This window comes from Methanolacinia paynteri (genome assembly GCF_000784355.1).
In the GTDB taxonomy this organism is placed as follows: Archaea; Halobacteriota; Methanomicrobia; order Methanomicrobiales; family Methanomicrobiaceae; genus Methanolacinia; species Methanolacinia paynteri.
In genome coordinates, this window is record NZ_KN360925.1 from 38,496 (window position 1) to 63,481 (window position 24,986).

Here is a 24,986-nt window from a genome sequence, read left to right on the forward strand (position 1 = left end):
CTCCTGAGCATTCCTTCCTCGTCGTCGACTACAAGAACCCTGATTGTCATATCGAAAACCTTTGATGTGAATTATTTACCTATGTAAAATGGTCTCACCGACAGCATAATATTTACAGATCGGGCATGGACCGGGAATGCCGCCGCCGGTCCTGCTGTCTATTTGACTATTAGTGCTGAGACCGGGCTGTGAACGGAGACATACGCAGAGACGCTTCCGAGCAGAATCCTGCTCCCCAATCCTTTTCCCGTAGAGCCCATGACGATCAGGTCGGCGCCGGTCTCTGCTGCGAGATCGATTATCTCGTGCCTGGGATCTCCGCCCTTTACGTGGAGGGTATAGATCATATCTCTCTCCCTGCATACCCGGTCGATCATATTCACGGTCTCATCCCTGTTCTTTTCAAGGAACTTCCTGCTGATGTCGTGCGGGGATTCGACTCCGTCGTATGACGATTCGGATTCGATTGCACTGAATTTTTTTATATTCATTATATGAACTACATGCAACTCGGAGTCCTCGGCCATACAGTCTTCGATTGCCGCAATAAGGGCCTTTTCGGACTGGAGCGAACCATCGCACGCAACAAGTATTTTCCTAAGCATAATCACTCCTGATCTCTTTTTCTTCTTGTTCTTTACTCTTTTTAAAATAACGGAGATGAACTTCAGAAACGGAAATAAAAAGAATAAAAAATTCAGGCAGGATAAGGATCGGAAAGGAAAACCCGTCCAAAGATTGCTGGTTCGCAAAAGATTATATTATCTGAAAATCCCTGTAAGAATATCGACAGATTTCACCAGGGAGTTTTTGTATATGTGGGTACTCGTACGCAAACCTGACGGAACTGAAAAGGAGTTGGATCTACCCGAAGACAGCTATATCGAGATCGGGGATATTCTTGAGGACGGATCGGTCGTCCTGGAGATCAGGTATACCGATGAAGATGATGATCTGGCGGAAATGGGTTATTTTTCCGATGAAAGAGACGAAGATTTCCTCTGATAAGATGTGAAAGTATACTCTTTTGCAGGAGGAGGTCTCCGGCTTTCATAAACGGCAGCTGTAGAGCAGTATAAATCAGGCCGTGACAAACATTATCGGCAGGAGTAAATGCCGATGGAAGATTCAGTTATCATTGACGTGGAAGGACTATCACACAGCTACGGCGATCTCAGGGCGGTGGACAATATAAGCTTCAGTGTGAAGTCGGGCGAGATCTTTTCTTTCCTCGGTCCTAACGGGGCGGGAAAGAGTACTGCAATAAACGTCCTCATAACTCTTCTTCCCCTGCAGAAAGGAAAGATCACAATTGCAGGCCACGACCTCGGCAGCGAACCCAAGGCGGTAAGGAACTCGATCGGCATCGTATTCCAGGAGATCACCCTCGACCGGGATATGACCGTAAACGAGACTCTTGAATTCCACGGGAATCTATATTCGATGGAAAAGAAGGAGATCGATTCGAGAATCGAAGAGCTCCTCACCCTCGTCGAACTCCATGACAAAAAGGATGTTCTGACAAAGAATCTCTCCGGCGGAATGAAAAGGCGCCTTGAGATCGCGAGAGGGCTCATGACACGTCCCGGTGTTTTGTTCCTGGACGAACCGACGATCGGCCTCGATCCCCAGACCCGGAGAAAGACATGGGAATATCTCAGGGCGGTCAACGAGGAAGGAACCACGATCTTTCTTACTACTCATTATATGGACGAAGCGGACCTGCTCTCGGACAGGATATCGATAATCGATCACGGCAGGATCATCGCGTCTGGAACCCCGGAAGAGCTGAAAAACAGTCTCGGCGAGGACATAATCTGCCTCGAAACTCCGGAACGCAAACGGGCGGAGGAAGCGATCCGGGTCAATGGCGATATTAAGTCGATATCCGAGAGTGAAGACGGGCTCGTGATAATGACCGAGAAGGACGGTGCACATATTCTGCCGGAACTGATCGCCGGGCTCAACACTGACGGGATCAAAATAACAGCGGTGAACCTGAAGAAACCGTCGATGGACGACGTATTCATGCACTATACGGGGAGTGCACTGAGGGAGTGAGGTGAAAGGGATGAAATTCGGATTTCTGAATATCTACAAAAGGGACATGACAAGGTTCTTCAGGTTCAAGCACCAGCTCTTCTCGTCCCTTCTCCAGCCTGCGTTATGGCTCGGGTTCTTCGGGATGGCGATGGCGGGCAACTTCGACCGGATTCTCGGGGGTACCGGGGAAGCCGTCGCAGGCGTTATGAGCGTCGATTACCTGACGTTCATGTGTGCGGGAGTTATTGCCGCGACGATCCTGTTTACGAATATATTCGGCGGGTTCATTCTTTTATTCGATAAGAACTGGGGAATTTTCAGGGAGATCCTGGCGAGCCCGATGTCGAGGAAGGATATAATCATAGGGATCGCGATGTCCGGGATTACGAAGTCATGGATACAGGCGATTATAGTCATAGTATTCGGCCTGATCCTCGGGGTGGCCTTCTTCACGGGCAAAGGACCGTTCGGGATAATATTCTCGCTTGCGGGAATACTGCTTTTCATAGCATTGTTCTCGATTGCATTCATATCTCTGTCGGCGATTATTGCATTGAAGATGGACTCCCCCGAAGGTTTCCAGGGGATCTCGACTCTTCTTACGATGCCGCTCTTCTTCGTCTCGAACGCTCTGTACCCGGCGACCGGACTTCCCGTGGTGCTCCAGCAGATAGCGGAGGTCAACCCGCTGACCCACCTTACGGCCGGAATCAGGTACTTTGCCATCGGCGGCGATTTCACTGCAATCGGGATGCATTTCGTCTATACTACGACGGACATGCTGATCTCACTGGGATACCTGACGCTTTTTGCAGGAGTTATATTCGCAATAGCCTGGAGAGTTGTCGATAAGGTAGTAATCACGTAGGTTCAGGCAGCCTCACACAGGCAGTCCCGGAACCGGGGGGATATGAAAAAGAAGTAAAAAGATCCAATTATAATAGTGACAGCCATGAAGAAAGTGATAATACTCAATGCAAGCCCGCGTGCGAACGGAAATACGGATATTCTCTGCCGGACATGTGCCGAAGCAATAGAGAAGAACGGGTGCGAGGCGGAGATAATCTCTTTTCGGGGAAAGTCATTTAAGTCGTGTATCGCCTGCAATACGTGCAAGGAGAAGAAGGGCGAGTGCGCCATAAAGGACGACGGCCTCAACGAGATAATCGATAAGATAAAGGATGCGAAAGGCCTGATCGTGGCGTCGCCGGTCTACTTCGGAACCGCAAGAGGAGATATGATGTCGGCTATACAGAGGATCTCGATGGTCTCATACGGCGGCGACAGGTTCCTCTCGGGGATGGTCGGAGGGCCTATAGCAGTGGCGAGACGGGGAGGCCATACTGCAACGATACAGGAGCTCCTCATGTTCTACTTCATCAACGATATGATAGTCGCAGGCTCGGACTACTGGAATATGGCGTTCGGGAAGGCTCCGGGTGAAGTTGAAGAGGATTCGGAAGGTCTTGCGGTCATCAGCAAGTTCGGTGCGAACGTGGCAAATATCATCAACAAGATTAACTGAAAACAGCCGAATGCCAATATAAACCCACGGGCAGTTTATGGAAGAGATACTTATAAGAAAGGCACTCCCTAAGGAAATCCCCATTTTCATCGAATGGGCAGGAAAAGAAGGCTGGAATCCAGGAATTCACGACAGTGAATGCCACTACGCTGTCGACCCGGACGGGTGGTTCGTTGCAGTATCGGAAGATGCGATTATCGGGACCATCGCCCTGACAAATTATAACGACTATTTTTCGTTCGGCGGATTTTTTATCGTAAAGGAGGAATTCCGGCATAAAGGGGCAGGTTGGGAGCTCTGGAGCACTGCATCATCCCACGTGGGCGACAGGAACCTCGGGATCGACGGGGTCTACGAGATGCAGGACAACTACTCCAGGCAATCGGGATTCAGGTTCGCATACAGGAACATCCGGTGGGAAGGAACCGCCTGCGGAAGCCTGCAGGAGGACCTGATCGACATTAATAGCATTCCATTCAAAGAAACGGCAAATTACGATTCGCTCCACTTCCCTGCACGAAGAGAGAGTTTCCTTAAAAAATGGCTGAATATGCCGGACTCGACCGCACTTGCATATGCGGGCCCGGACGGTGGGATCGCAGGATATGGAGTTATCAGGAAATGCCTTGAAGGGCACAAGATTGGGCCCCTGTTTGCAGATTCGCCGGAGATAGCAGACAGGATTCTCGAAGGCCTGACGTTTTCCATCAGAGGAGAGACCTTCTATTTTGATACGCCGGAGATAAACCAGGAAGCCGTTAAAATGGCGAAAAGAAGAGATATGAGCGAGGTATTCGGAACTGCAAGAATGTATACCGGAAATCTCCCGGACCTCCCGGTCGAAAGAATATTCGGCGTAACAACATTTGAACTTGGCTGAGCTATAAACCGTATATAAGTTTATATAGGGAAGTATACGGAATTCTCAAAAAAAGGAGGATGCCCTGAGAGGGATCCATCTCTCAAGCGGTGTGCGTTTCTCCTGAATTTTGCTTTTTTATTCAGTCGGCTTCGTCTCTTTCCGAAACCAGCGTGATCATGTCCCCGGACCTTATGCACGATCTGTAATTGAGCGAAGATGTACTGTAACCGCTCCCGTCCCAGCACTCATCATGCTCGTACAGATCGCTGTAATTCATCGGTTTCAGGTAGCCGGAAATCTCGTTAAACCCTAAATGAAACATTTCTCCAAATCAAAGATTTATTGGAACCGTATAAATATCTGTTGGTCAAAACAACGTCGGGAAAATCCGTTTCAACGGGAAACAAAAGATTACACGGGACATTTTTCAAATTCCGTCCCGTAGACAGGATATTTGGAAAAATGCGATATATTTAAATAAAAATTTTGGAGTTGTAAAACACAAAGAATGAGATTGAGTTAATGTGCTGAAATAAACCTTCTAACCGGTTTATTTCAAATTCGGGTTACTTTGCGAATAACTGTGGCGCGCACGGATCATCACTGTTGCACAGGAATCAGGGCGGGATTTAACCGAATTTTTATATAGTAAAAACCGCCCGCCCGCAAGATCATGCGGACAACAGATACGATATAAAAAACCTGTATTCAGTGGGCTCCTTCTCCCCCGCCCTCTCCCTCTTCGGCAATGCTTTTCACGGCAGGTACCAGATCAAATCCTCCTGCGGACTCGACCATCTTCTTCACCTTCTCGTACTCAAGCCATTTCATGTCGATACTGTATATGAGTTCGGAGAGTTCGGCAAGAGCGGCACCAATCTGCATTGACTCGAACGGAGGGCTTACCTTAGCTGCATGCTTCCTGATATTGTTCAGGGGCTCCTTCAGTCCAGCGCAGAGGTCGCCTATCTCCTCTACGTTCCTTGTATAGGCACGGAGACTGACCGACAACTTCCCGTTCCTCTCCTCGAACTCGACGACTTCCGAGATATCGGACATAATTATTGCAGCATATATAGGGCGATCGTTTTCGAATATAGGGATTGTCTCGATCCTGTATGTGCTTACTTCGCCGTCAGTCTTCCATAATCTCTCGCGTATATAGCTGGTTCCGGCTTCAAAGGCATCCCTGAAATCATATTCGTCACCGAATACGGAATGGGGAAGAATAGTATATGCAGGTTCATCTTCGACACCGCTAAGAGAGATCCCTGCCTTCCCGCAGGTCTCCTGGAAAGCCCGGTTGAAGAGGATAATCCGGATATTCCCGTCGACCATGAAGATCGGGTTCTCCACAGCATCTAGTATGATCCTGTAATGGTTCGCCGTGTCATCCGCGGTCTTTGTTGCAGGTCCTTCGTCAGGGATCAGGACAAAGAAATATTCGGCATTATTCTGCCGGCCCGCCCTCACGTACCCTATATTCATCGAGACCTGTTTTGTTTCGCCCTTCTTCGTCACAAGAGAAAGGCCATCGACCCACGAGAGCAGTGTCCTCTTCTCAAAAACATCATTCTTAAGCGAATCCATTGCAGGCTGAACTTTTTCGCGATCCAATGAGAAGATCCTGAAGAAATCACTGCCTACAGCCTCCCATTTCGTCTGACCTGTGAAGTTCTCAGCCGCCGGATTGATCCTTGTAATAATCCCGGATTCGTCGACCGCAACAACAGGATCCGATAGCACGTTTAAGGTGGAGTCAACAGCCTCCTTTGGACCCAGGTCCACCTTCTTCATGATCCTGTGCTTGTGAAGCGTTATCTCGATATTGGAATAAAGCTCCCTGTCGTTGAAGGGCTTTATCAGGTAACCGAACGCGTTGGTCTTAAGCGCCCTTTCCAGCGTCGCCTCATCGGAATGTGCAGTCAGGTATATTACCGGAATGTCATAATTCGAATAGATCCTGTCGGCGGCCTCTATCCCGTCCATATCTCCTTTCAGGATAATATCCATGAGAACGAGATCAGGCCTGAGATCCCGGGCCATCTCTATAGCTTCAAGCCCGCTGGCCGCCTCGCCGACAACATTGTAGCCGAGATTCTTCAGGGTCTCCGATATTTCAAGAGCCACAAGTGCTGAATCTTCGACAATAAGGATCTTTTTCATAATTTTCAACACTAATTTTCGAATTCTGTTTCATTACAGATGTACGAATGCAATTATTATTCTTTTATCGGGAAAGTTATGATAATTTTGGTTCCGTTGCCGGGTATAAACTCAAGACTGCCGTCGAGCTGGCGGACAAAGGCGCGGACAATCCTTAAACCGAGAGTCTTCGTTTTATCGACCCTTAGCCCAGGGGGAAACCCGATACCGTCATCAGAGTATGTATACCTGTAACTATTCCCGGGAATTTTCTCAACTGCTATCCTGATCTTACCCTTCCTGCCGTCCGGGAATGCATACTTCATCGAATTGGAGATCAGTTCGTTGGTGATCAGGGCCACGGGGATAATGCCGTCGATATCGAATTCTATATCTTCGCTGCACTCGATTTCAAACGATATGTTCTGTCCGGGGGACATGTACTCGATCAGGAGATCCCTTGCAAGCTTTTCCAGGTACGCTTTTATTCCGATCGATGAAAGACTGTCAGCGCGGTATATGTTTTCATGGACCATCGCCATCGTGTAGACCCGGTTCTGGCACTCCTTAAGCGACCACTGGACATCCTCGTCGGTCGTCCTGTTCCTCTGGAGTTTCAGGATGCTTACTACCTCCTGGAGATTGTTCTTTACCCTGTGGTGGATCTCTTTCAGCAGGGTCTCCTTCTCTTCAAGCGATCTCTTGATCTCCTCCTCGGCCTTTACGTTTTCAGTGATATCGACCAGCACCATCATGCATGATTCCGGAATGCCGGTTTCATCATAGAGAAAACTAGAGAAGACATTGCAGATATGGGTATCTCCCGAAGCGTCCGTCACCTTTATGACAAACGGCTCCTGGTTGTCCCCGTCGGGTCCGGGATTCATCAGCCGCTCCCCGATCTCGATCAGGCTCTCCTCCGCTATTATCGGGAGCTGCTGGATCTTCTTTCCCTCCACAAAGATACTACCGTAGCCGAAAACAGAGAAGAACCTGGAATTAACGTCGACTATCGAACCGTCGGGCTTCAGGACGATGATTGGTGCAGGAGACGTTTCGAAGAGGAGCCTGTAGCTGTTTTCGCTCCTGTGAAGGGCAGTCGAGAGAAGGGTGACTATAAGGGCCACCCCGAAGACGACGGTGACATTTTCAAGAACACGAAGTTCCGCGAATTTATCCGGCGAATACAGCCATATTACGACGGAAAACAGTGCGAGGATCAGAAGGGAGGCCAAAAGTCCCTGTCTCCTGAAGAAGAAGGTCGCGATTACGACCGGGATCATGAAGAGGCTTAATGCAGGATAGGGCGGATCAAACGTGAGAGTGAACAGGTTCACCCCGGCGGCAAGTGCGGTGAACAACGCAACTATCGCGATCCAGTGGGTGTACTGGAGATAATCATCGGAGCCCACATCTTTCACCACAATCCCCTCTGATTTCAGTTTGGCCGGAATAACAGATAATAGTGCCTGACCGCCAGCACTACAGGAGCGGGACCCCGAGTTCCTTCAGGATGTCCTCTTTTTTCCTGACTACAACGGAAGATTCCTCGAGCATCAGGTTGACGAGCTCGTGGCATCCCACGCACCGGAAGTCGGTTCTCAGCGAGATCACGGTCTTTCCCTTTGCATATCCGTAGCCCATCTCCCATGATGTTCCGGAATCTGCATCCGCCCCGTCTACGACCGAGACGATATAGTCGCAGTCCTCAAGAGCCGCTAGGTGCATCCCGAATATCCTTGCGTGCTCCTCCTTATGGCGTGTGACAGAAGTGTCGCCCACCTCCTGCGGGAGATAGACATCAAGAAGGTGTTCTTCAAGAAAGTCGTGGATTTTCAGGTTGAAGTCGGTCTCGGCCTCGGTGAACAGCGGTCCTGCGAGATATATCTTGTAGCGACAGAAATCCGTAACGTCGACTGCTTTTATATCCGGGAATCTCGAAAGAAATGCACCCCTGCCGGGAGTCTTCTCTTCGGTAGCGTAGGTCATGTTGACCCCGCACGAAGGAGAGGAATCGACCCCTATTATGCAGAGAGGCTCTCCCTTTTCTTCGATAACCTTCCTTGCACCGGCCTCAAGTTCGTCGAGGAGTTCGTAGAATTCATCGTTTGCGAGACTTTCAGCAAAATTAGTCGGTTCCCGGTCCTTTCCGAGAAAGATCGTCTCCGGACACGGCATCCGTACGATCTCTATACCAAACCTTTCACAGCGTTCTATGCACCTGTTGAAACAAAAGATATCGTCGTCCCGTGTAATTCCTTTCGCCCTGAGTGCAGGGTCGGTTATGCACGGGCACATAAGTACATACATTGATAGCATTTAGGGGACCAAAACATTATGATGATGCCGCTTTTTGCATGGAGGGACAACTCCTGCGACCCCAGGATCTGCTCGGTAAAAAAACTTGAAAGAGCAGGAATGATCCGGGTGGCGGCGAAGATCGACAAGATCCCGAAGAGCACCCTTCTCCTGGATCCGAGGTCACCCCAGGCACTCTCGCCTGCCGACAGGATCGCACCGTCCCTGACCGTTCTGGACTGCACGTGGGAGACTCTTGAAAAGGTTGATGTCGGGGAGATTACACGAAAAAGGGCGCTTCCTTTCCTTGTCGCCGCGAATCCGGGCCATTTCGGGAGACCGTTCATGCTGAACTCGGTCGAAGCTTTAGCCGCTGCACTTTATATTATGGGCGAAAAACAGCAGGCACATGACATCCTGGCCAAATTCGGGTGGGGACTCAGGTTCCTGGAAGTGAATGCCGAGCCTCTCGAAGATTACAGCAGGGCAGCAAATTCAGCTGAAATCGTCGAAATCCAGTCGCATTATTACTGAACGGATTATCCGAACCATAAGAGTACGTACATTATATTGATCTAATGGCGGACAATGACCTACCCCTCGTCAGGTTTTATAAGAGGACGATCAAACAGGATAATTGTCCCCGGAACAGCCGTTAATTCCCCCATTAGTGTTCCTGTGCCCGGGGGTGGAAGAAAAGTACCTAAACGAATTGCCATCATAAGCACTTTGACAACAATAACAATATGATATCTTTCTCAGGAAATCCCGGGAATTCCCGGGAACCAATCTTCAACCAGACAATCACCATTCAGGACTCTTTTTTTCTAACAAAATACAGCACTGCAAAGAGGATGATTACCCCGGCCGCGATATAGTTCCTGAGCTCATCCGTTTGGGACGAGCCGGAGACGTCACCAATATGCCCTGTAGACGGGTCAACCGGAGCGGATGAATCCCAGTCCGCGTCGAAAACCTCTGTAAAGTAGCCGGCCGCACCTGCATGATCGATTATCAGGCCGGCCTCCCGGTTGTATGACGGGGAGTTTTCGTTCCAGTTTATTGAGCTTACGAGGACCAGCCTTCCGTCGACTATCACGCCTTTATTGTGAACCTTATCGAGGTAACCGGATTCAAGGCTGATAAGCCTCGCTTCGAGAGGAAGCGATTCGGAGGAAGCAACTGCGTTTATGTATTGAGCCATCTCGTCGTTATCGTCGTCATCTTCGATATTGTAATAGTACGAATCGAGGATAATACGTACATCCGCACCTCGCCGGGCGGCATCGATCGCATCCTCAAGCCACGGGTTTTCGCCCGAAGACCAGTTTTTGATATAGGCCTGCTCGATGCAGACTGACTCCTCAGCCGAAGAGATCAGGTCGCCTACGAGATAGCTTGTATCAGGAGATATCACCGGAGTAACAGTCGCACCTTCAAATGATTCAGGCAGGAACTTTCCCGTTCCAGCTTCGGCGACTGAATATGATCCCACTCCGTTTGTCCCCGTCATCTCCGTGATCCAGCCCCCGTTGGAATCCCGGTCGAATACATCTTCGAAATATGAGGCAAGAGCAGGACTTTCTGCTACCACACCCCACCCGCGGTTTCCCCCCGTACCGGATGAGGGATACCCGGTCTCGCCGAAGTTTTCACTCGCTACAAGGACAAGTGAATCGTCGGATATAACGTATTTCGCATGATCGTACCTGTAAGGGGCATGAAACACCCCGTTCTCAGTCGCCATCGATAGAACAGGGATTCCTGCGGAACCGAGAATCGAACAGACATTCTTCTCTTCATCCGACACTCCGCCGACAGGCGAGCCTTCCACAAGTACATCGACATCTACGCCCCTCCCGGATGCTTCGGCGAGAAGACCTGCGATCGAGGTACCGGTGAACTCGTACACGTTTATATCAAGGGACGACTTCGAGTTCTCTATGAAATCCTTCAGCTTCGCGTAGGAACAGTCGGGGGCGGCGAATACGGTTACGGAAACATCATAGAACGTCTCAGGTTCGAACCGGGACTGCCCGATATAATACGGCCTCTCGTCCCATACCCCGTCCGAATATACATGAACCCTGCCCTCTCCGGAGACAACATCTCCGGGCCATGCGACCTCCTGTATTACCGCAACCCCTCTTTTGAGGATAAGTTCGTCGCCGCTGTTCGCCATCTTCAGTGTTCCGGTCCTTACCATGTCGGGGACCTGCGGGTCGGAGTTATATATCTCGAAGTCCGGTTTCTCCCCTTGAACGGATTCATAATCCACAGCCTTCTGCGCCACAATCACGCTGCCGCGGGATACCGTGTTGTCAGGAAACCTGGCGCTCCCCTCATTGTCGGTGACATAATAACCGGTGAGATCCCCTGATCCGCTGATAACGAAGTATTCGTCTCCCTCGCCTGAGAGCCATGTGTCGGGACAAAACTCGGAGACTACGAATCCGGCGGAAACGGATACGGTGCAGAAAAATACAAACAGGATAATTGCAAAAACAGCCCCCCTTATACCCATAAATGAGATCTTTTCGCCTTTCATTATTTACAGGTAACGAAAAAATTTTGGTGAAAAATCAAGGTCTGGACCTTTTAGATCCCCTACCCAAATTCCAATAAACTTTTTAGCTCTTTGCTGTCTCATGTTTTTCTCCGGCAACCCCGGCACCGGCGGCCAGGCCGCCGGACGGCCCCTCCCAGGGGGCCTTGCCCTAAGATAATCTCCCTACGGCACGCCCAGGGGACCGGCAAGGGTCCCCAGAGCTGTTAATTTATTTTTGCTTGGAGATCCGGTCGAAACCTTTTAGAAACCTTTGTTTCATGAACGTTTGACAGATATCCACATTCCGCATACATCTACTCCGAGCATTATTATAGAGTTTTTTCCAGAGAAAACCGTTCAGAACGTGTCAGGAGTTTACTGCATCTTTATGCTCAGGGGATACTCGCCTATCCCCTGAGCAGTCTATCGCATGAAGAGGCCCCGAGGTCGGGGCCGATCCACGGGCCTGCTTAGCGGCCCGTGGCGAGGGGTTGCCGACGATGTTACTGAGGGATATCTATTCATAGTCACTTGATTTACCCATGCCGGCATAAAAAAATGTATCAAATAAATTCAGAATATCCCATCTCTGCAAAACGATAAGATGCAGCACAATGAAACCTTTATCCGGATGGTCAGGATACCGGAAAGCGATCATTTTGTCGTGAAACTCGGCGGAAGCCTGATGGAGCACGCCCCGCGACTCATCGATATCCTCGTACAATCAAAGAGGAACATAACGATAGTTCCCGGCGGCGGCTGTTTCGCGGATTCAGTCAGAGAGATGGAACTCGATGATGAATCCTCTCACTGGATGGCTATACTCGCGATGGAGCAGTACGGCTGCTACCTCCATTCCCTCGGCCTGGCCGTGCAGGATGAACTCGTCCGCAGGACCGGGGTCTGCGTCCTGCTCCCGTATTCCTGCCTGAGAGAGGAGGACCCGCTTCCGCACTCGTGGAATGTTACATCCGATACGATTGCGGCATGGGCCGCGGGAAGACTGGGATGCCCGCTGATACTGCTCAAATCCACCGAAGGTCTGTCCGCCGGCGGGAGAACGCTGGATATCGTCTCTTCCCCCGGAAGCTACCCTGAATGCGACCCGTGCCTTGTACCGTATGTCCTGGAGAACAGGATTCATACGACGGTTATAAACGCAAACGACGGGATTACCGCAGAACGATTCTTCAACGGCGAAGAGGTCGGGGGAACGGTCGTCATCAGAAGTGTTTAAGACTCCCCGGGTTGAAATAATAAGATAATTTTCAGGTGATATTTTATGCCAACAGAAAAATGCACATCATGCAAGGCCCCTCTTTCAGAGCCGGGCTGGACAAAATTCGAGTGCCCAAAGTGCCGCGAGGTTATCTACCGCTGCCACAAATGCAGGCACCAGAGCGTACCATACGAATGCAAATGCGGATTCCAGGGGCCATAAGCAATGGGTGATGTAGCGGTAATCCTCAAAGTGATGCCCGAATCTCCCGATGTCGATCTTGAGGGACTCAAGAAGGCAATAAAGGTGAAGTATCCGGGAACACAGGATATCGTCGAAGATCCTATCGGATTCGGTCTTGTAGCAATCAAAGTCGCAATCGTCATTCCCGATGGAACTGCAGGAGCTGCCGACGAAGCTGAGGCAGCACTCGCTTCAATCGAGGGTGTTCAGAGCGCCGAGATTGTCTCACTTACACTTAACTAAAATACTTTTTTTGATTTATTGCCGGGACATAACCGGCCGGTAAACCTGATTTAATTACCATCGGCGAATATACGGCCTTAATTTAACCTAACATGCTGCCAGTTGCAATATCTATATCTGTTTTAAGAACAAGCCCTTGTTCAGGGTTAAAAACCTTGGTGCAATAATGGAGGTAATCTAAAATGACAGATCTGGAGAGAGAAAGAGTCCTCAATTCAGTAAGCCAGGCGGTTTCATTCAAGCCGGCCTATATGACGAACGACAAACTCGAAGCGGCTGTAAAAGGGCACGGTTCGCTTGTAATTTCCGCCTATGCTATATCTAATTCGATAGCGGAGGATATATTCTGCCCGTACGGTGCTCCGGATATGGAGCTTCTCGATAGGATGACTCTCGTCGACGCTTCTGTTGCTACCCTTCCGCTGGATATGGTGATGGAGAAGGCGATAAACAGTGCAAAGCTCGCCGGAGCAACACCGGAAAATGCCGCACTGCTTGCTGCTGCGTTCGCCTACTTTACAGGATCTTGTGCGAGATCGGGCGTCCCGCTCGGGAACAGGAAGCTCGGTGCCATTGCGAGGATTCACGCAGGAGTGCCGAGAACAAGTGCGATCTCGCTGATTACAGGCAAATTCACGCATAAGATTCCAGCATTCCCCGCATACATGGCAATCTACGAGGAGCTCGTGGATAAGAAACTGACACGGGTGGACGGATCAGTGCTTCCGCCCTTCGTATCCGGCGGTGCGATGTACGGCCACAGCGCCCTCGGCGAGGACTACAACTTCCCCGAACTTGCCTACAATGCGGCGAAGGTCGGAACCGAGGCGATGATTAAGAGCATGCACGGGGCGGGGATCTATGCATACCCGCTATGGCCCGCTTTTATCGGTTCGGCAATCACTCTCGAAATGATCCATTCGGACGCCGCCCTCGGAGAAGAATACGGAACGTTCACCGGGACCGATTCCGCGTACATGGCAGGTAAAGGTGCGATGGATGCAGCCGGTATCCCAGCCAAGATCCATGTCAGGGGAACGAACGAAGAGTACGACACCGCACGCGTGATAGGCGACTTCGGCCTTATCCTAAAGGATATCGGCGGCCCTTCGGTCGTGGGCTCGATGGCGCTCGACGAGGTGTTTGCCGGGTTCCAGGAAGCCGCGACTATGGGTGCGGGCTTCTCCGGAGGGCCGGTGAACGCACCGCTGGGCCATGTCCTCGGCGACTGTATGCCCGCGATACGGATGCTGATAAAATACAAGGGTGACGTCTACAAGACAGCCGACGACATCAGGGAGTACAAGATGAACTCGTTCATCGATCCCGAATATGCACTCTGCTCGCTGAACACAATCGCGAGAAAAGCCGAGGATGTCACAAGGGGAAGCGTATCGACTGCATGCCTGCTTGCAAGCGAGGACGTTAAGCAGAGGGCGGTCTACAGGCGGGCCGTAAAATCCTACGAGATGCTGAAAGCCGGAAAGACGGTCGAAGAGGTTGCACGGCAGCTCGACGACGAAAGGAAGGCATATGTCGAAGAGAGAGGATCGCAGGTTCTCTCGGGATTCACTGGCAAGGACATAAAGGTTCGCTTCACATCCATAACGCCCCAGGGAAGGAGAACCGACAACTTCACGAAGAAGTTCTGGGCGTTCGACGCGAACATCTGCTTCGAGGCGACGGTCAACGGTAAGGACTACAAGATCGACAACTTCGCCGCAAAGGTGATCCCCGAATACGTCGTCGACGGCAAGGGAAGAGACGATCCCGATATGGGAACGGTTATCTTCGCGGGCTCCGTCCTTTCGCAGGAGCTCCAGTATGTCGGCCACACGATATTGAACATCACCATCCCCGCCGCAACGGGAGCACTGCTCGGCGGAGACCCGAAGAATGTTGCAAAGGACTCCCAGAAAGGTGCATATCTCACGAGCGCTATCCCCGGCGGAAAAGAGAAGGCGATGGAGGTCGTTGCGGTTGCAAAACAGATCTACGACAGGATAAACGAACCGTTCCCGTAAGAGACAGAGACATAATATGAAATGCCTTGTAATTGACGCCCGGCTGGCAGGCATAGCAGGAGATATGCTCATCTCTGCGCTTGTGGGTCTCACGGGAGATGAGGAGCCGCTCCGCAGGACCGCCGAAGCCATATCAGGTCTTGAGAGCTGCAGGAGTTTCACTTTTTCTGTAGAGGAATCAGATGACAGCTTCTTTCCCGCAAAAAAACTCAGCATTGAGATCGAAGAGGGAGGAGTCGACGGAAAGGACGGGCTGCTCGAAGCGGCGTCTCTTGTAATGGACGCGATCGGGATCAGCCCGACGGCACGAAAGAAGGCTGAAGCTGTATTCGACGACCTTCTCTATGCAGAGAAGAGGCTGCACCGCACCGGCTTCAACGGGCATGAGATCGCCTCTGCCGATACTCTGTTCGACGTAATCGGGAGCATCGCCCTGCTTGATTCTGCCGGTTTCTTCGACGGGATCATTCATGCAATCACTCCTGTCGTGGGTGCGGGGAGTATCAGTGTCAGGGGAGGACAGGTCCCCGGCCCGGCCCCCGCCGTCCTGGAGATCTTCGCCCGGAAGAAGATCCCTTTTTCCGGAAGGGATGTGGATATGGAGTTCACGACACCCACGGGTGCGGCGATCCTTGCAAACGTTGCAAATACGGTATCTCCGATATATCCCCCGATAACACCGGAAGCCACCGGGTACGGGACAGGGACAAGAAGGAACAACGGCAACCCGTCCAATGTCCTGAGGGTAGTCGCGGGAGAGACATCTGCGGAAGTCAACGATTCTATAGTAATGCTTGAGACCAATCTTGACGACATCCCCGGCGAGATTATCGGCTATACGATCGAGAGGCTCTTTGCCGAGGGTGCATCAGACGTATTCGTCACCGGAGCAATCGGGAAGAAGAACAGGCCCGTAAACATCATATCGGTTATTACAAACCGTCATAACCATCTCAGGCTCACTGAGACGCTCATGAAGGAGACCGGGACACTTGGCGTCAGGATTTACGATGTACCGAGGCTAGTTGCAGACAGGACGAGGGAATCGATAAACATCGAAGTTGGCAACAAACAATATCCTGTCAGCCTGAAGAGATCGACGGTCGGCGGAAGGCTCATCAGCCTAAAACCGGAGTATGACGACCTGAAGAAAATTGCGCTGAATACGGGCCTCTCACTAAGAGAGGTTATGGATATAGCGGGAAAAGAGATCTCCGATTACGGGAGCAGGTCTGAAACAGAAAAAAGCTGATCTTTACGGGCGGGCGGAAGCTGATTAAATTATCCTAAAACCCTTCATCTTCCAGATAATCGAAGACTTCGTCCGTGACTCTCCTGATCTTTTCGACGGATGCCTGGAAATCGTCCACCTCTTCAGGGCTTATCCTGATCGGTATCGGAAATACGCCCTTCCTGTTAAGCATTGCAGGGACCCCTATGCAGACGTCGCCTATGTCGTGCACTTCACAGCGGATGTACGCGGTTACAGAGAGAATCCTGTTCTCGTTTCCGAGTACTGTTCTTGCAAGGGTTGCGATTGCCTCACCGGGACCGTAGATGGTCGCTCCGCTTCTCTCGATTATGTAATGACCGGCAGCCTTCACCCAGTCGATCATCTCCTCGCCGGTGAACGTCCTGAACTCCGGCAGGTTCTTGAGCTGGATGCCTCCGATAGTCGTTGCCGACCAGAGAGGGACCATGGTATCCCCGTGCTCGCCGATGATACGGGTATGCACTTCGCTTACGTGAACCTTGAAATGCTGTGCGATAAATGATTTGAGACGCATCGAATCAAGATGTGTTCCAAGCCCGAATACTCTCGATGGCGGGAAGCCCGAATATTTCAGGGCTACGGCAGTCATGATGTCGACCGGATTTGTAACTATGAAGAATACGGTATCCGGGGCATATCTGGCCACCATCTTTGCGTAATTTGCAATGATTTTTGCGTTGCCCTTCGCGAGGTCGATCCTGTCCTGACCCGTGTGCCTGGGCGCTCCGGATGTTACGATCACCATATCGGAGTCCTGCATGAGCGACGGATCAACGCCTGATACGACTTTGATACGTCTCCCGACAGCAGCAAATGCATCGGCGAAGTCCCATTTCAGGCCCTCAAGCGACTCTTCGTTTCCTTCCCTGCCAAAAAGGACGAGCTCCGTTATGGAAGGAATTCTCGAGATCGCGTAGGCGGCGGACTGGCCCACTTTGCCTGACGCACCGATAACGGTTACTTTAAGCATGATTAACACCGGAAAAACGGGAACGCGAGCCGGGTTGGAATTACGTGTCCTGCCGGCACCTGGAACTCCTCCTCCACCCTGCAACCCTGTGGGCACCAGACGTCCATGGTAAGTCTGCTCCCTTCCGGGCCTGAACCGGTCCCCACGGCAAAAAGTCTCCATTCCCTCCGGAATATCGATCCTCCTCCGCTAGTCTCACAGGACAAGGCTTCTCAGTTGGAATTATCAGGCTATGACAAGATCGCCAAAGCCGTCCCGGTCATTCGCCCCCCGCATAATGGCGGTTTCGGGTTACAGGTGACGCCTAACCACCCGGGCTAGTTCCCAATATATTTTAATCTTAAGGAATAAAAGCATCACCGCCAAAAGCGGCCTTCCACCGGGAGACGATCCGCTTCGTCTTTTCCCGGTTATCCTTGCCGAATACATCGATTGCGGCAAGCCTTCGTCCTTCGGGGATGAAATCGCCGGCATTCATATAATCTCCCCATAAAATGACTGTTTTCCTCTCCACGCCCTCTGACTCGGCGATCTCCACCGTTTCCGCTGAGATTCGTCGATCACCCGGACGGCATGACCCGGCGAACGCGATTTCGCCGGTCCCGGTAAGGCAACGGTTCGCATGAATATTTACAGCCGACCAGAATGCCGCAGGGTACCAGGCGTCATTGAATACGACCGAAGGCACACCGGCAAGAAGTGCTGCAATTCCGAGAGTTCCGGCACCGCAGCAGGCGTCGATGAATACATCCGGCCCGTTCTCATCGATCATCTTTTCAACAGTTCTTATCTTCAGACCTGTTCCTCTCGGGAATTCTATATGAAGGAGAGACTGCTGTTTATAGACCGCAAAAGCTCCCCCTGAACTCCTGAATATATCGGCACGAACATCGCACCCGGCAAGAAGTTCGTTTTCGGACGAAGACGAAAGGTCGTCCCCGGATATTCCCGGAACGACCTCCATGTCTTTGATAACTCCTTTTATCTCCGGGACTTCAGCGACAAGCCTTTCAGCTGTTTTTTTGTCGGCATGGCAGGTCAGGAGAACAAGAGATCTTCGGGGTAAAAAAGGAGGCGACGACAGATCGATTCCCGGCGATATCAGAGGGATCCCGATTCCTCCCAAAGGGGTATCGGCCTTTATTACGCCCTCCTCCGCCATTATCGCATGGCAATGCGAGAAGACGTCGTCTATGAATCTCTTACCGCATGACGGGCAGGATTCGGAAGGAGGGAGACCCGCAGGGGGAAGTCTTTTGTCAAGCGGGACGGCGATGCAGTCGCTGCATGGTAAAAAAAGATCTTCCGCCTCCCGGATGAGCGTTTCGGCATCCTTTACGCAGTCGCCGCCGCAGACAGGACAACTGATGATCGACATGACTACTGGATATTCGAGAGCCTTTTCATTACTTCTTCGATGCCGCACTTTCTTATATCCATTATATCGGCGATTAAAGCGTCTGAAAATATCATCGCTGCGGTCTCGAAGAAAGTGCCGATTGCAGCCAGCGGATGAGAGAGTGATTTGTAGCCCCCGGTAAGCTGCCTCACTTCAAATGTGTTGGGCCATTCATGATCCTCAGGAGGCTCGGCAGGGATTTCAACGGTATAATCGGCAAGTTTTCCAATTCTTGAACCACTGTGCGATGTAATCACGCAGAGAGTTCCGCCGAGAGCCTTCGTGGATTCGGCTATGTCGACCATCGAGTTCGTCTCGCCCGTGCCCGAAAATACCACCACCGCATCCCCGGGCTCCATGGCCGGAGTGACAGTCTCTCCCACTACGTAACTCTCAAGGCCGATATGCATAAGCCGCATGGCAAACGCCCTGGCAATGAGGCCGGATCTTCCCGCACCCGCAACATAGATCCTGCGGGCCGTGAGTATTGCGGATGTAAAAGAACTGATCTCATCGTCAGATATCTCCTCGATGCGGCGGCTTATCTCATCGGTCATGGTTCTCATATTCATTTTTACATCGCCGCAGCCGCTCATGATGATAGTTAAGACAGGGTACTATATAATATAATTCAGTTTGTTTACGCTGTAAAAACGGATCCAGCCATTCATTTCAGGTTATTGATCTTTAGAAGAAAAGGTATTTTCACTTTCACTCTCCGCACGGGCTCCCGTTATATAGGCAACAGGGGTATCTTCAGACATAAAAAGGAGAGAAGCCATGATGCAGAAATCAGGATATATGCAGGTCTCAAACGCACCTGCATATGATCCTTCGGGAAGAAAGTGCAGGATAATCGAGATATCGATCGACAGCGGCAGATATGCAGTAGAAGCCAGCGAGCTCTCAAAGCTCCTCCTCTACGGCAGGAGATGCCAGGTCAGGCACATATCCCAGCATTTCGGAAAACATCTTGGTGAGACAGCAGGATCCGTATCCCTCTCCTTCTCAAAGAAAGGTCTTATCCTTGAGATCTTTCCCGGACACAGGTACATGATCGCGAAAGGCGGGGTGGAGAACATGCTCGGAGGATACATTCGTTACACGAAGATATCCGCTATGCATGCCCCGGAGAGCGGAATTCATTCCTGCAACAGCCCGACGATCCAGTCGACCATCACACCCTGGGTTGCGGTCTGAACAATCTCTTGATTTTTCTCTTTCCCGGATACAAGATATAAGATCAGGCCCCACCTTTTTTACGTGACAGGATCTTTCAGCGGGTGGGAGAAACATTACAGAAAGCACCGGCAGCCCTGGGCGGGAACGGTCCCCGATCGACCCGTTATTCCGGAAGGATCTGTAGTGCTGGAAGCCGGATGCGGAAACGGAAAATTTCTGAAAGAGCTTCTTAAAGACAACATCAAAATTTGTGCGTTCGATTTTTCAGAAAAAGCAGTTGATACATGCAAAAAAGATATCTCATGCTGCAATACAGGGAGGAGGGCGGACCTTCTGACTGCCGACTGCACAGACCTTCCCTTCAGGGACTCTGCCTTCGATACTGCCTTTTACAGGCACGTGACCGGACATCTTGATGAAACGGGCAGGAAGAAATCAGCAGGCGAATGCACACGGGTACTGAAGGACGGAGGACTCCTTTATTTCACCGGGTTCTCGGTCGAAGACATGAGGGCCGGAAACGGAGTTGAAACCGAACAGAACTCGTTCCTCAGGGGCAACGGTATACTGACACACTATTTTACGGAAGAGGAGGTCAGACGGCTCTTTCCGGGGCTTGACGAAATATCAGTAAAAACAATACGATGGAATATGAGGGTCAGGGGAACGGATCATGCAAGAGCCGAAATAAACGCAGTTTTCAGGAAGAGTCGCCGCTGACGCTTCCGGACTCCAGATAATGCTCCACGGCAGCATTGCCGGCATCACGAAAGGCACGCGACACACCTGCCGGCCCGAGTTTTATCCCCCCGAATACTCTCGATACAGCCAGGCAATGGCTGTCGAGATTCTTTTGAACGAGAATATCAAGAAGGACTCTCCCGGGACGGCCAACCTCCCCGTCGTTTCCGAAAGCGGTGCTCACGGAATTTCCTGACGAATAACGGGCGGCATAACAGTGATGAGCGGCTTTTTTATACAATTCCCTTTGAATTCTGTTAATCGCCGCTACGTCTTCCTCCGATTCAATCAGGTAAAGATGAGCGAAGAACCTTGACTTTCTGACCTCGTATTTTATCGCAGAAAGCTCCTTCATAACTTAGATTACGCCTGCGGCGGAAAAATAATTTCCCGGCATCACCCCGGAAACAGGCAGAAACAATTACATAGTAATTTCAGTTAAATAAAGGTATAAATGCATTATATGCCGGAGAGATAAAAGGATGAAGATTAAGCCAGGGAAGATAATCACCCTCATACTTCAGATATTAATAGTCCTGATAATCGTCGCCAGTTTTTACACAGGAGATTATTTCTTTGCAATCGGGGGAGTTTTTGCATTCTTCCTGACAATAGTGCCTTATATAGTCGAAAAGGAATTCTGCCTGGTAATACCCTGGTGGCTTACATTCCTGATTGTCCTCTCGCTCTACATCCACCTCGCGGGTGAATATTACTCATGGTATATGCTCTTCTACCCGTACTATGACAAATTTGCCCACACGATATCCGGAATTACGGTAGGCCTCCTCGGATTCACGGCAGTTCTGCTCATCGACAGGTATACGGAGAACAACTTCAACAGGCCCCTTATCATCTTTATGATATTCATGCTAACCATGGCCTTCGGCGCGATCTGGGAAATAATCGAATTTACGATGGATACTTTCTTCCTGTACGGCAACCCGATGCAGCACGGCAATACGGACACGATGCTTGATATGATCTTCGTCATGTTCGGCGCGATTATCGTAGCGGCCCTCGGAAATTTCTACCTGAGAAAGATGAGTAAGCTTGATTTAAGTCAGCTTCTTGCAGGAAATCCGGATCTGGACAGGTATGCGCACCCGGCAGAGGAAAAAGCCAAAAATGACGCTGAAGAGCACCGAGATCAGTAGCCGAAAGTTGACAACAACACAAAATTATATATCACTATCAGGGATACGTATTAGTGCAGGGTTGTCTTTATCAAACCGTTTTTGCAGACTGCATAAGTGCCCCCCATTGCAGCTGAAACAATGATAAGGGCAATCCTACGTTACATTATAGAGAAAATTTAGCTCCTTTCCACTTTAAGGGGCCTGTAGCTTAGTGGTGGAGCGCCCGGCTCATAACCGGGCGGTCATGCGTTCGAATCGCATCAGGCCCATTGTCAAGTTCTCACTGTTCTGGTCAATATTCCCGTATTACATCCTTTGCACTACTTCTGCCCCCAGGGTAAAAAGTGCATGCAAATCTCCCGGAAAAGCATAAAGAACTGATGGCAAGGCAAAAGATTCCTGTTTCGGATTTAAAACAAATTATTGAAATATAAAATTGAGAGTCTGTGAGGGATAAAAAGCAGGGGTTTTTCAGACCCTTACTTTCTGGCCTGCTTTGGTGCCTTGTTATTAAGATTCATTTGATTCGACTTGTTGTCGGCTGCCGCTTTGTTTGAGGGATTGTTGGGATTTTTTACATCCGCACGTTGATTCTTTGTCATAGATCAAAGCTTCTGTTTTTAGGTGTAAATACTTTCTTGTTAACCAATTATAATTAATACAGGAGACACAGGTACACATGTAAAGAGACAGGACATCACCCCGGGCCCGGTTTACATAACAGGACCAGGATTTCAAAGATAAATAAAAATTTACAAACCCCTGGAATTCGTTGCACTGATCGGTCAGGCATCAACAATATATCGCTTTTCAGGAGAACAATTTTGGAAAACCAGGCAAAACGGCGATTTTTCATTTCAGGCAATTTTAATCCGGTGCGCTCTTTTTACATAAAAATAACTGCATGGAGAAGGCCCCGGGTATGGCCCCATCCATATGATTACAAGCCCCTAACAACTAAATCCGGTGTCTGAAGCATTAAGGGCTCTTCAGCAGTGCACCGAAAGTTAATTATAACGATTAATCATTATAATTAATCAAAACCCGGATGGTGGTAATGATAGACGAAAAAGACAGGAACAACATCTTTATAATGGACGGTACGGCCAACCCCGGCCCCCTGGGGCTTTTGGGGTTCGGAATGACCACTGTGCTCCTGAATCTGCACAACGCGGGTTACTTCGCTCTCGGAAGCATGATCCTCGCAATGGGAATATTCTACGGCGGGCTCGCCCAGATCATCGCAGGAATAATGGAGTGGAAGAAGAAGAACACATTCGGCACAACGGCCTTCACATCTTACGGCCTGTTCTGGATGAGCTTTGCCGCACTCCTTATAATTCCGGCTCTCGGCCTCGCTTCTGCCCCCGAAGGAGCTGCAATGGGATGGTACCTCTTCATGTGGGGTCTTTTCACGGCCGTAATGTTCATAGCGACACTCAGGATCAACAGGACGCTCCAGTTCGTTTTCGGATCGCTTGCGTTGCTGTTTTTCCTTCTATCGGCAGCAGAGTTCACCGGGAGTGCTCTTATAGGCACTATCGCCGGATATGAAGGAATCATCTGCGGGCTGTCCGCGGTCTACGGCGGGCTTGCACAGGTCATCAACGAGGTCTACGGGAAGGCTGTCTGCCCTCTCTGACCTCTTCTTTAATTTTTCAAACTTTCTCAAGCCTTTCAAGAATATTTAAGGCCTTTCTGGCAGATTCCCGCACACGATAATCCTCGTCAGAGAGCATGGGAACGATAAATTCTATTGCTTCAGTGCATCCCATCAGGGAGAAAGATTCAGCGGCCGATGCTCTGACATCCCATTTTTTATCATTTAAAAGGCGAAGCATGGGCAGGGTGGCACTGTCGTCCCTGAGCATTCCAAGAGCCTTCACGGCCCCGAGACGAACCCACTTGTCATCACTTTCGAGGTATGGTATAAGAACAGGTACCGACTCGGCACTGCCGAGTTTTCCAAGGGAAAGCATCGCCACATACAGGTATTCAGGCTCCCCGTCGGGATTCATCGATCCGATAAGATGCGGAACCGCACGTCCGTCTCCGGTATTCCCGAGAGATTCGGCCGCCTTAACCCTGTAGGTGATATGCCGGTGATCCAGCTGGGCGATAAGTATCTCAAAATTCTCCTTCTGCCTCCTCTCTCTTTCCTTCTCAAGACGTTCCATCGGAGTGCGGCTTTCGGAGTTTATGGTCATACGAAATCAGAATCGGTTTTGCGGTATATAGTTCTTGCCATCACAGGAAAAACCATGCAACAGAGGCCAGAACGAGCACTGCAGATATAACAACAACATAGGATGACCTTTGCAATGGCTTCTCCGAATCAAGGAAAAGAGCGACAAGACCGGGTATAACAAAACCGAGGGCGAAACCTGCAAAATGGGCAAAAGGGTTGCTCTCCGTGCCCACGTCTGTCAGGATCAAAAAGAACAGGGACATCATTCCGACAGAAACGGAAAAAAGGACTACCGCTATCTTCATCCTGAGCTCCTGCAGGCCGCCGGGGCCCGACAAATCGTTGGCAGCGAAAAGCTCGATCATCAGTATGAAGAACAGCAGGAAAAGCAGGAGACCGGTAAAGGCCCAAACAATTCCTGAAAAACCGACACCGAACATAACATATGCCGGGAGGCTGCCGAGCCTGTAGAAAAATAGTGCAACTCCGGATATGGCGAAAGGGAACACAAAAAAGATCAGGGCAAGGTTAATCGCAAGAAAATTTTCCGGCATGAAGGAACCCGGCACAGGGATGATGTGATAATAGAGGAACCAGACAAGAAAACCGAATACGAGAAAAGACACGATATTTACATAGAGATGATCGGGAACGGTTGGATTGTGGGTATAATTTGCAAAGAACATCGACAGGGCGGTCGGGTCAGAATATTGCAGAACGAAATTCCGCAAAATGAAATCACCGGTAAAATTCCCCCCGAAAACCGCAGACTGAAAGAGATAAAGAGCCACAGGAACGAGAACAAGCAGGAGCAGAAAGAGAGTTTTTCTCAGTCCGAAAGTCTTTAGCTCTCTTAAAATATGGTGCAGATCCATCCTGTTTCGTCCCTCCGCAACAGGGACAGATTTCCCCCCGCGGCAAATAGATACAGTGCATTCATTTCT

General features: G+C 50.3%; 27 protein-coding genes, 1 tRNA gene and 1 other RNA gene. 16 read left to right on the forward strand and 13 right to left on the reverse strand.

The features are described from left to right. Positions 1-158: 158 nt before the first annotated feature. Entirely contained in the window at positions 159-605 is a 447-nt protein-coding gene (locus METPAY_RS02005; protein WP_048148682.1) for a universal stress protein, read from the reverse strand. A gap of 55 nt (positions 606-660) precedes the next feature. Here METPAY_RS02005 and METPAY_RS15400 point away from each other — a divergent pair, with 55 nt between their 5' ends. The 5 genes from METPAY_RS15400 (at position 661) to METPAY_RS02030 (ending at position 4,448) form a co-directional block, all read left to right on the forward strand. Then, a complete protein-coding gene (locus tag METPAY_RS15400) occupies positions 661-1,005 on the forward strand; it encodes a hypothetical protein (protein WP_245611498.1) in 345 nt (114 codons plus the stop codon). Between the two features lie 114 nt (positions 1,006-1,119). Continuing rightward, positions 1,120-2,061 (forward strand): ATP-binding cassette domain-containing protein, encoded by a 942-nt coding sequence (locus METPAY_RS02015; RefSeq protein ID WP_048148783.1) that lies wholly within the window; start codon positions 1,120-1,122, stop codon positions 2,059-2,061. Between the two features lie 10 nt (positions 2,062-2,071). Beyond that, complete coding sequence (locus METPAY_RS02020) at positions 2,072-2,911, forward strand: ABC transporter permease (protein ID WP_048148785.1); 840 nt, start codon at positions 2,072-2,074, stop codon at positions 2,909-2,911. A gap of 84 nt (positions 2,912-2,995) precedes the next feature. Further along, a complete protein-coding gene (locus tag METPAY_RS02025) occupies positions 2,996-3,568 on the forward strand; it encodes a flavodoxin family protein (RefSeq protein ID WP_048148684.1) in 573 nt (190 codons plus the stop codon). Between the two features lie 37 nt (positions 3,569-3,605). Beyond that, positions 3,606-4,448, forward strand: a complete 843-nt coding sequence (locus tag METPAY_RS02030) for a GNAT family N-acetyltransferase (RefSeq protein ID WP_048148685.1) — start codon at positions 3,606-3,608, stop codon at positions 4,446-4,448. 121 nt (positions 4,449-4,569) lie between these two features. On the opposite strand, the gene METPAY_RS02035 is transcribed toward METPAY_RS02030, so the two are convergent. From METPAY_RS02035 to METPAY_RS02050, 4 genes are all read right to left on the reverse strand, one after another. Continuing rightward, positions 4,570-4,752: a hypothetical protein gene (locus METPAY_RS02035; RefSeq protein ID WP_013328130.1), complete on the reverse strand. Its 183-nt coding sequence runs from the start codon at positions 4,750-4,752 to the stop codon at positions 4,570-4,572. A gap of 386 nt (positions 4,753-5,138) precedes the next feature. Further along, on the reverse strand, positions 5,139-6,596 hold the full coding sequence (locus METPAY_RS14000) for a response regulator (protein ID WP_052418614.1): 1,458 nt from the start codon (positions 6,594-6,596) through the stop codon (positions 5,139-5,141). Positions 6,597-6,652: 56 nt separating this feature from the next. Beyond that, positions 6,653-7,996 (reverse strand): sensor histidine kinase, encoded by a 1,344-nt coding sequence (locus METPAY_RS14005; protein WP_157198970.1) that lies wholly within the window; start codon positions 7,994-7,996, stop codon positions 6,653-6,655. A gap of 61 nt (positions 7,997-8,057) precedes the next feature. Further along, on the reverse strand, positions 8,058-8,894 hold the full coding sequence (locus METPAY_RS02050) for a nucleoside 2-deoxyribosyltransferase domain-containing protein (protein ID WP_084600652.1): 837 nt from the start codon (positions 8,892-8,894) through the stop codon (positions 8,058-8,060). A 21-nt stretch (positions 8,895-8,915) separates the two neighbouring features. Here METPAY_RS02050 and METPAY_RS02055 point away from each other — a divergent pair, with 21 nt between their 5' ends. Continuing rightward, positions 8,916-9,407, forward strand: coding sequence for a DUF367 family protein (locus METPAY_RS02055; protein WP_048148790.1), 492 nt, complete (start codon positions 8,916-8,918; stop codon positions 9,405-9,407). A 277-nt stretch (positions 9,408-9,684) separates the two neighbouring features. Here METPAY_RS02055 and METPAY_RS02060 read toward each other — a convergent pair whose 3' ends face one another. Further along, positions 9,685-11,421: a phospholipase D-like domain-containing protein gene (locus METPAY_RS02060; protein WP_245611499.1), complete on the reverse strand. Its 1,737-nt coding sequence runs from the start codon at positions 11,419-11,421 to the stop codon at positions 9,685-9,687. A 604-nt stretch (positions 11,422-12,025) separates the two neighbouring features. On the opposite strand from METPAY_RS02060, the gene METPAY_RS02065 reads away from it, so the two are divergent. The 5 genes from METPAY_RS02065 (at position 12,026) to larC (ending at position 16,402) form a co-directional block, all read left to right on the forward strand. Next, complete coding sequence (locus METPAY_RS02065; protein WP_052418616.1) at positions 12,026-12,658, forward strand: amino acid kinase family protein; 633 nt, start codon at positions 12,026-12,028, stop codon at positions 12,656-12,658. A gap of 45 nt (positions 12,659-12,703) precedes the next feature. Next, a complete protein-coding gene (locus METPAY_RS14550; protein WP_013328123.1) occupies positions 12,704-12,862 on the forward strand; it encodes a zinc finger domain-containing protein in 159 nt (52 codons plus the stop codon). Between the two features lie 3 nt (positions 12,863-12,865). Further along, a complete protein-coding gene (locus METPAY_RS02070) occupies positions 12,866-13,126 on the forward strand; it encodes an elongation factor 1-beta (protein WP_048148688.1) in 261 nt (86 codons plus the stop codon). 182 nt (positions 13,127-13,308) lie between these two features. Then, a complete protein-coding gene (locus METPAY_RS02075; protein ID WP_048148690.1) occupies positions 13,309-15,150 on the forward strand; it encodes a hypothetical protein in 1,842 nt (613 codons plus the stop codon). 16 nt (positions 15,151-15,166) lie between these two features. Beyond that, on the forward strand, positions 15,167-16,402 hold the full coding sequence (larC, locus tag METPAY_RS02080) for a nickel pincer cofactor biosynthesis protein LarC (RefSeq protein WP_048148692.1): 1,236 nt from the start codon (positions 15,167-15,169) through the stop codon (positions 16,400-16,402). 34 nt (positions 16,403-16,436) lie between these two features. On the opposite strand, the gene METPAY_RS02085 is transcribed toward larC, so the two are convergent. The 4 genes from METPAY_RS02085 to hxlB form a co-directional block, all read right to left on the reverse strand. Next, positions 16,437-17,393, reverse strand: coding sequence for a malate dehydrogenase (locus METPAY_RS02085; protein ID WP_048148694.1), 957 nt, complete (start codon positions 17,391-17,393; stop codon positions 16,437-16,439). Positions 17,394-17,409: 16 nt separating this feature from the next. Beyond that, positions 17,410-17,721, reverse strand: an RNA gene (ffs, locus tag METPAY_RS14555) — signal recognition particle sRNA. A gap of 12 nt (positions 17,722-17,733) precedes the next feature. Further along, positions 17,734-18,771: a hypothetical protein gene (locus METPAY_RS02090; protein ID WP_052418617.1), complete on the reverse strand. Its 1,038-nt coding sequence runs from the start codon at positions 18,769-18,771 to the stop codon at positions 17,734-17,736. A 2-nt stretch (positions 18,772-18,773) separates the two neighbouring features. Beyond that, entirely contained in the window at positions 18,774-19,388 is a 615-nt protein-coding gene (hxlB, locus tag METPAY_RS02095) for a 6-phospho-3-hexuloisomerase (protein WP_048148695.1), read from the reverse strand. Between the two features lie 184 nt (positions 19,389-19,572). Here hxlB and METPAY_RS02100 point away from each other — a divergent pair, with 184 nt between their 5' ends. Both METPAY_RS02100 and METPAY_RS02105 read left to right on the forward strand, forming a co-directional pair. After that, positions 19,573-19,992, forward strand: coding sequence for a hypothetical protein (locus METPAY_RS02100; protein WP_048148697.1), 420 nt, complete (start codon positions 19,573-19,575; stop codon positions 19,990-19,992). 63 nt (positions 19,993-20,055) lie between these two features. Next, positions 20,056-20,694 (forward strand): class I SAM-dependent methyltransferase, encoded by a 639-nt coding sequence (locus tag METPAY_RS02105; RefSeq protein ID WP_048148699.1) that lies wholly within the window; start codon positions 20,056-20,058, stop codon positions 20,692-20,694. Here METPAY_RS02105 and METPAY_RS02110 read toward each other — a convergent pair. Beyond that, entirely contained in the window at positions 20,675-21,070 is a 396-nt protein-coding gene (locus tag METPAY_RS02110; protein ID WP_048148700.1) for a YigZ family protein, read from the reverse strand. The two genes, METPAY_RS02105 and METPAY_RS02110, sit on opposite strands and share 20 nt — an antisense overlap. Before the next feature lie 127 nt (positions 21,071-21,197). Between METPAY_RS02110 and METPAY_RS02115 the strand changes: the two genes are divergently transcribed. The 3 genes from METPAY_RS02115 (at position 21,198) to METPAY_RS02125 (ending at position 23,496) form a co-directional block, all read left to right on the forward strand. Then, positions 21,198-21,872 (forward strand): hypothetical protein, encoded by a 675-nt coding sequence (locus METPAY_RS02115; protein WP_048148702.1) that lies wholly within the window; start codon positions 21,198-21,200, stop codon positions 21,870-21,872. 179 nt (positions 21,873-22,051) lie between these two features. Further along, positions 22,052-22,123, forward strand: a tRNA-Ile gene (locus METPAY_RS02120). 788 nt (positions 22,124-22,911) lie between these two features. After that, on the forward strand, positions 22,912-23,496 hold the full coding sequence (locus tag METPAY_RS02125) for an acetate uptake transporter (RefSeq protein WP_048148704.1): 585 nt from the start codon (positions 22,912-22,914) through the stop codon (positions 23,494-23,496). Between the two features lie 16 nt (positions 23,497-23,512). On the opposite strand, the gene METPAY_RS02130 is transcribed toward METPAY_RS02125, so the two are convergent. Next, complete coding sequence (locus METPAY_RS02130) at positions 23,513-24,061, reverse strand: HEAT repeat domain-containing protein (RefSeq protein WP_052418618.1); 549 nt, start codon at positions 24,059-24,061, stop codon at positions 23,513-23,515. Between the two features lie 40 nt (positions 24,062-24,101). After that, complete coding sequence (locus METPAY_RS02135) at positions 24,102-24,917, reverse strand: hypothetical protein (RefSeq protein WP_048148706.1); 816 nt, start codon at positions 24,915-24,917, stop codon at positions 24,102-24,104. Positions 24,918-24,986 lie beyond the last annotated feature (69 nt).

Excerpts from the sequence above, each read along its gene's own strand:
- METPAY_RS02015 (WP_048148783.1), top strand. The coding sequence starts at position 1,120 with ATGGAAGATTCAGTTATCATTGACGTGGAAGGACTATCACACAGCTAC.
- METPAY_RS02055 (WP_048148790.1), top strand. The coding sequence starts at position 8,916 with ATGATGCCGCTTTTTGCATGGAGGGACAACTCCTGCGACCCCAGGATC.
- METPAY_RS02050 (WP_084600652.1), bottom strand. The coding sequence starts at position 8,894 with ATGCTATCAATGTATGTACTTATGTGCCCGTGCATAACCGACCCTGCA.
- METPAY_RS02085 (WP_048148694.1), bottom strand. The coding sequence starts at position 17,393 with ATGCTTAAAGTAACCGTTATCGGTGCGTCAGGCAAAGTGGGCCAGTCC.
- METPAY_RS14550 (WP_013328123.1), top strand. The coding sequence starts at position 12,704 with ATGCCAACAGAAAAATGCACATCATGCAAGGCCCCTCTTTCAGAGCCG.
- METPAY_RS02110 (WP_048148700.1), bottom strand. The coding sequence starts at position 21,070 with ATGAAGGAGCTTTCTGCGATAAAATACGAGGTCAGAAAGTCAAGGTTC.
- METPAY_RS02035 (WP_013328130.1), bottom strand. The coding sequence starts at position 4,752 with ATGTTTCATTTAGGGTTTAACGAGATTTCCGGCTACCTGAAACCGATG.
- METPAY_RS02005 (WP_048148682.1), bottom strand. The coding sequence starts at position 605 with ATGCTTAGGAAAATACTTGTTGCGTGCGATGGTTCGCTCCAGTCCGAA.
- METPAY_RS02115 (WP_048148702.1), top strand. The coding sequence starts at position 21,198 with ATGAAGATTAAGCCAGGGAAGATAATCACCCTCATACTTCAGATATTA.
- METPAY_RS02075 (WP_048148690.1), top strand. The coding sequence starts at position 13,309 with ATGACAGATCTGGAGAGAGAAAGAGTCCTCAATTCAGTAAGCCAGGCG.
- METPAY_RS02130 (WP_052418618.1), bottom strand. The coding sequence starts at position 24,061 with ATGACCATAAACTCCGAAAGCCGCACTCCGATGGAACGTCTTGAGAAG.
- METPAY_RS02030 (WP_048148685.1), top strand. The coding sequence starts at position 3,606 with ATGGAAGAGATACTTATAAGAAAGGCACTCCCTAAGGAAATCCCCATT.
- METPAY_RS02025 (WP_048148684.1), top strand. The coding sequence starts at position 2,996 with ATGAAGAAAGTGATAATACTCAATGCAAGCCCGCGTGCGAACGGAAAT.
- METPAY_RS02100 (WP_048148697.1), top strand. The coding sequence starts at position 19,573 with ATGATGCAGAAATCAGGATATATGCAGGTCTCAAACGCACCTGCATAT.
- METPAY_RS02090 (WP_052418617.1), bottom strand. The coding sequence starts at position 18,771 with ATGTCGATCATCAGTTGTCCTGTCTGCGGCGGCGACTGCGTAAAGGAT.
- METPAY_RS02135 (WP_048148706.1), bottom strand. The coding sequence starts at position 24,917 with ATGGATCTGCACCATATTTTAAGAGAGCTAAAGACTTTCGGACTGAGA.
- METPAY_RS15400 (WP_245611498.1), top strand. The coding sequence starts at position 661 with ATGAACTTCAGAAACGGAAATAAAAAGAATAAAAAATTCAGGCAGGAT.
- METPAY_RS02125 (WP_048148704.1), top strand. The coding sequence starts at position 22,912 with ATGATAGACGAAAAAGACAGGAACAACATCTTTATAATGGACGGTACG.
- METPAY_RS02020 (WP_048148785.1), top strand. The coding sequence starts at position 2,072 with ATGAAATTCGGATTTCTGAATATCTACAAAAGGGACATGACAAGGTTC.
- METPAY_RS02060 (WP_245611499.1), bottom strand. The coding sequence starts at position 11,421 with ATGAAAGGCGAAAAGATCTCATTTATGGGTATAAGGGGGGCTGTTTTT.
- METPAY_RS02065 (WP_052418616.1), top strand. The coding sequence starts at position 12,026 with ATGCAGCACAATGAAACCTTTATCCGGATGGTCAGGATACCGGAAAGC.
- larC (WP_048148692.1), top strand. The coding sequence starts at position 15,167 with ATGAAATGCCTTGTAATTGACGCCCGGCTGGCAGGCATAGCAGGAGAT.
- hxlB (WP_048148695.1), bottom strand. The coding sequence starts at position 19,388 with ATGAGCGGCTGCGGCGATGTAAAAATGAATATGAGAACCATGACCGAT.
- METPAY_RS02070 (WP_048148688.1), top strand. The coding sequence starts at position 12,866 with ATGGGTGATGTAGCGGTAATCCTCAAAGTGATGCCCGAATCTCCCGAT.
- METPAY_RS14000 (WP_052418614.1), bottom strand. The coding sequence starts at position 6,596 with ATGAAAAAGATCCTTATTGTCGAAGATTCAGCACTTGTGGCTCTTGAA.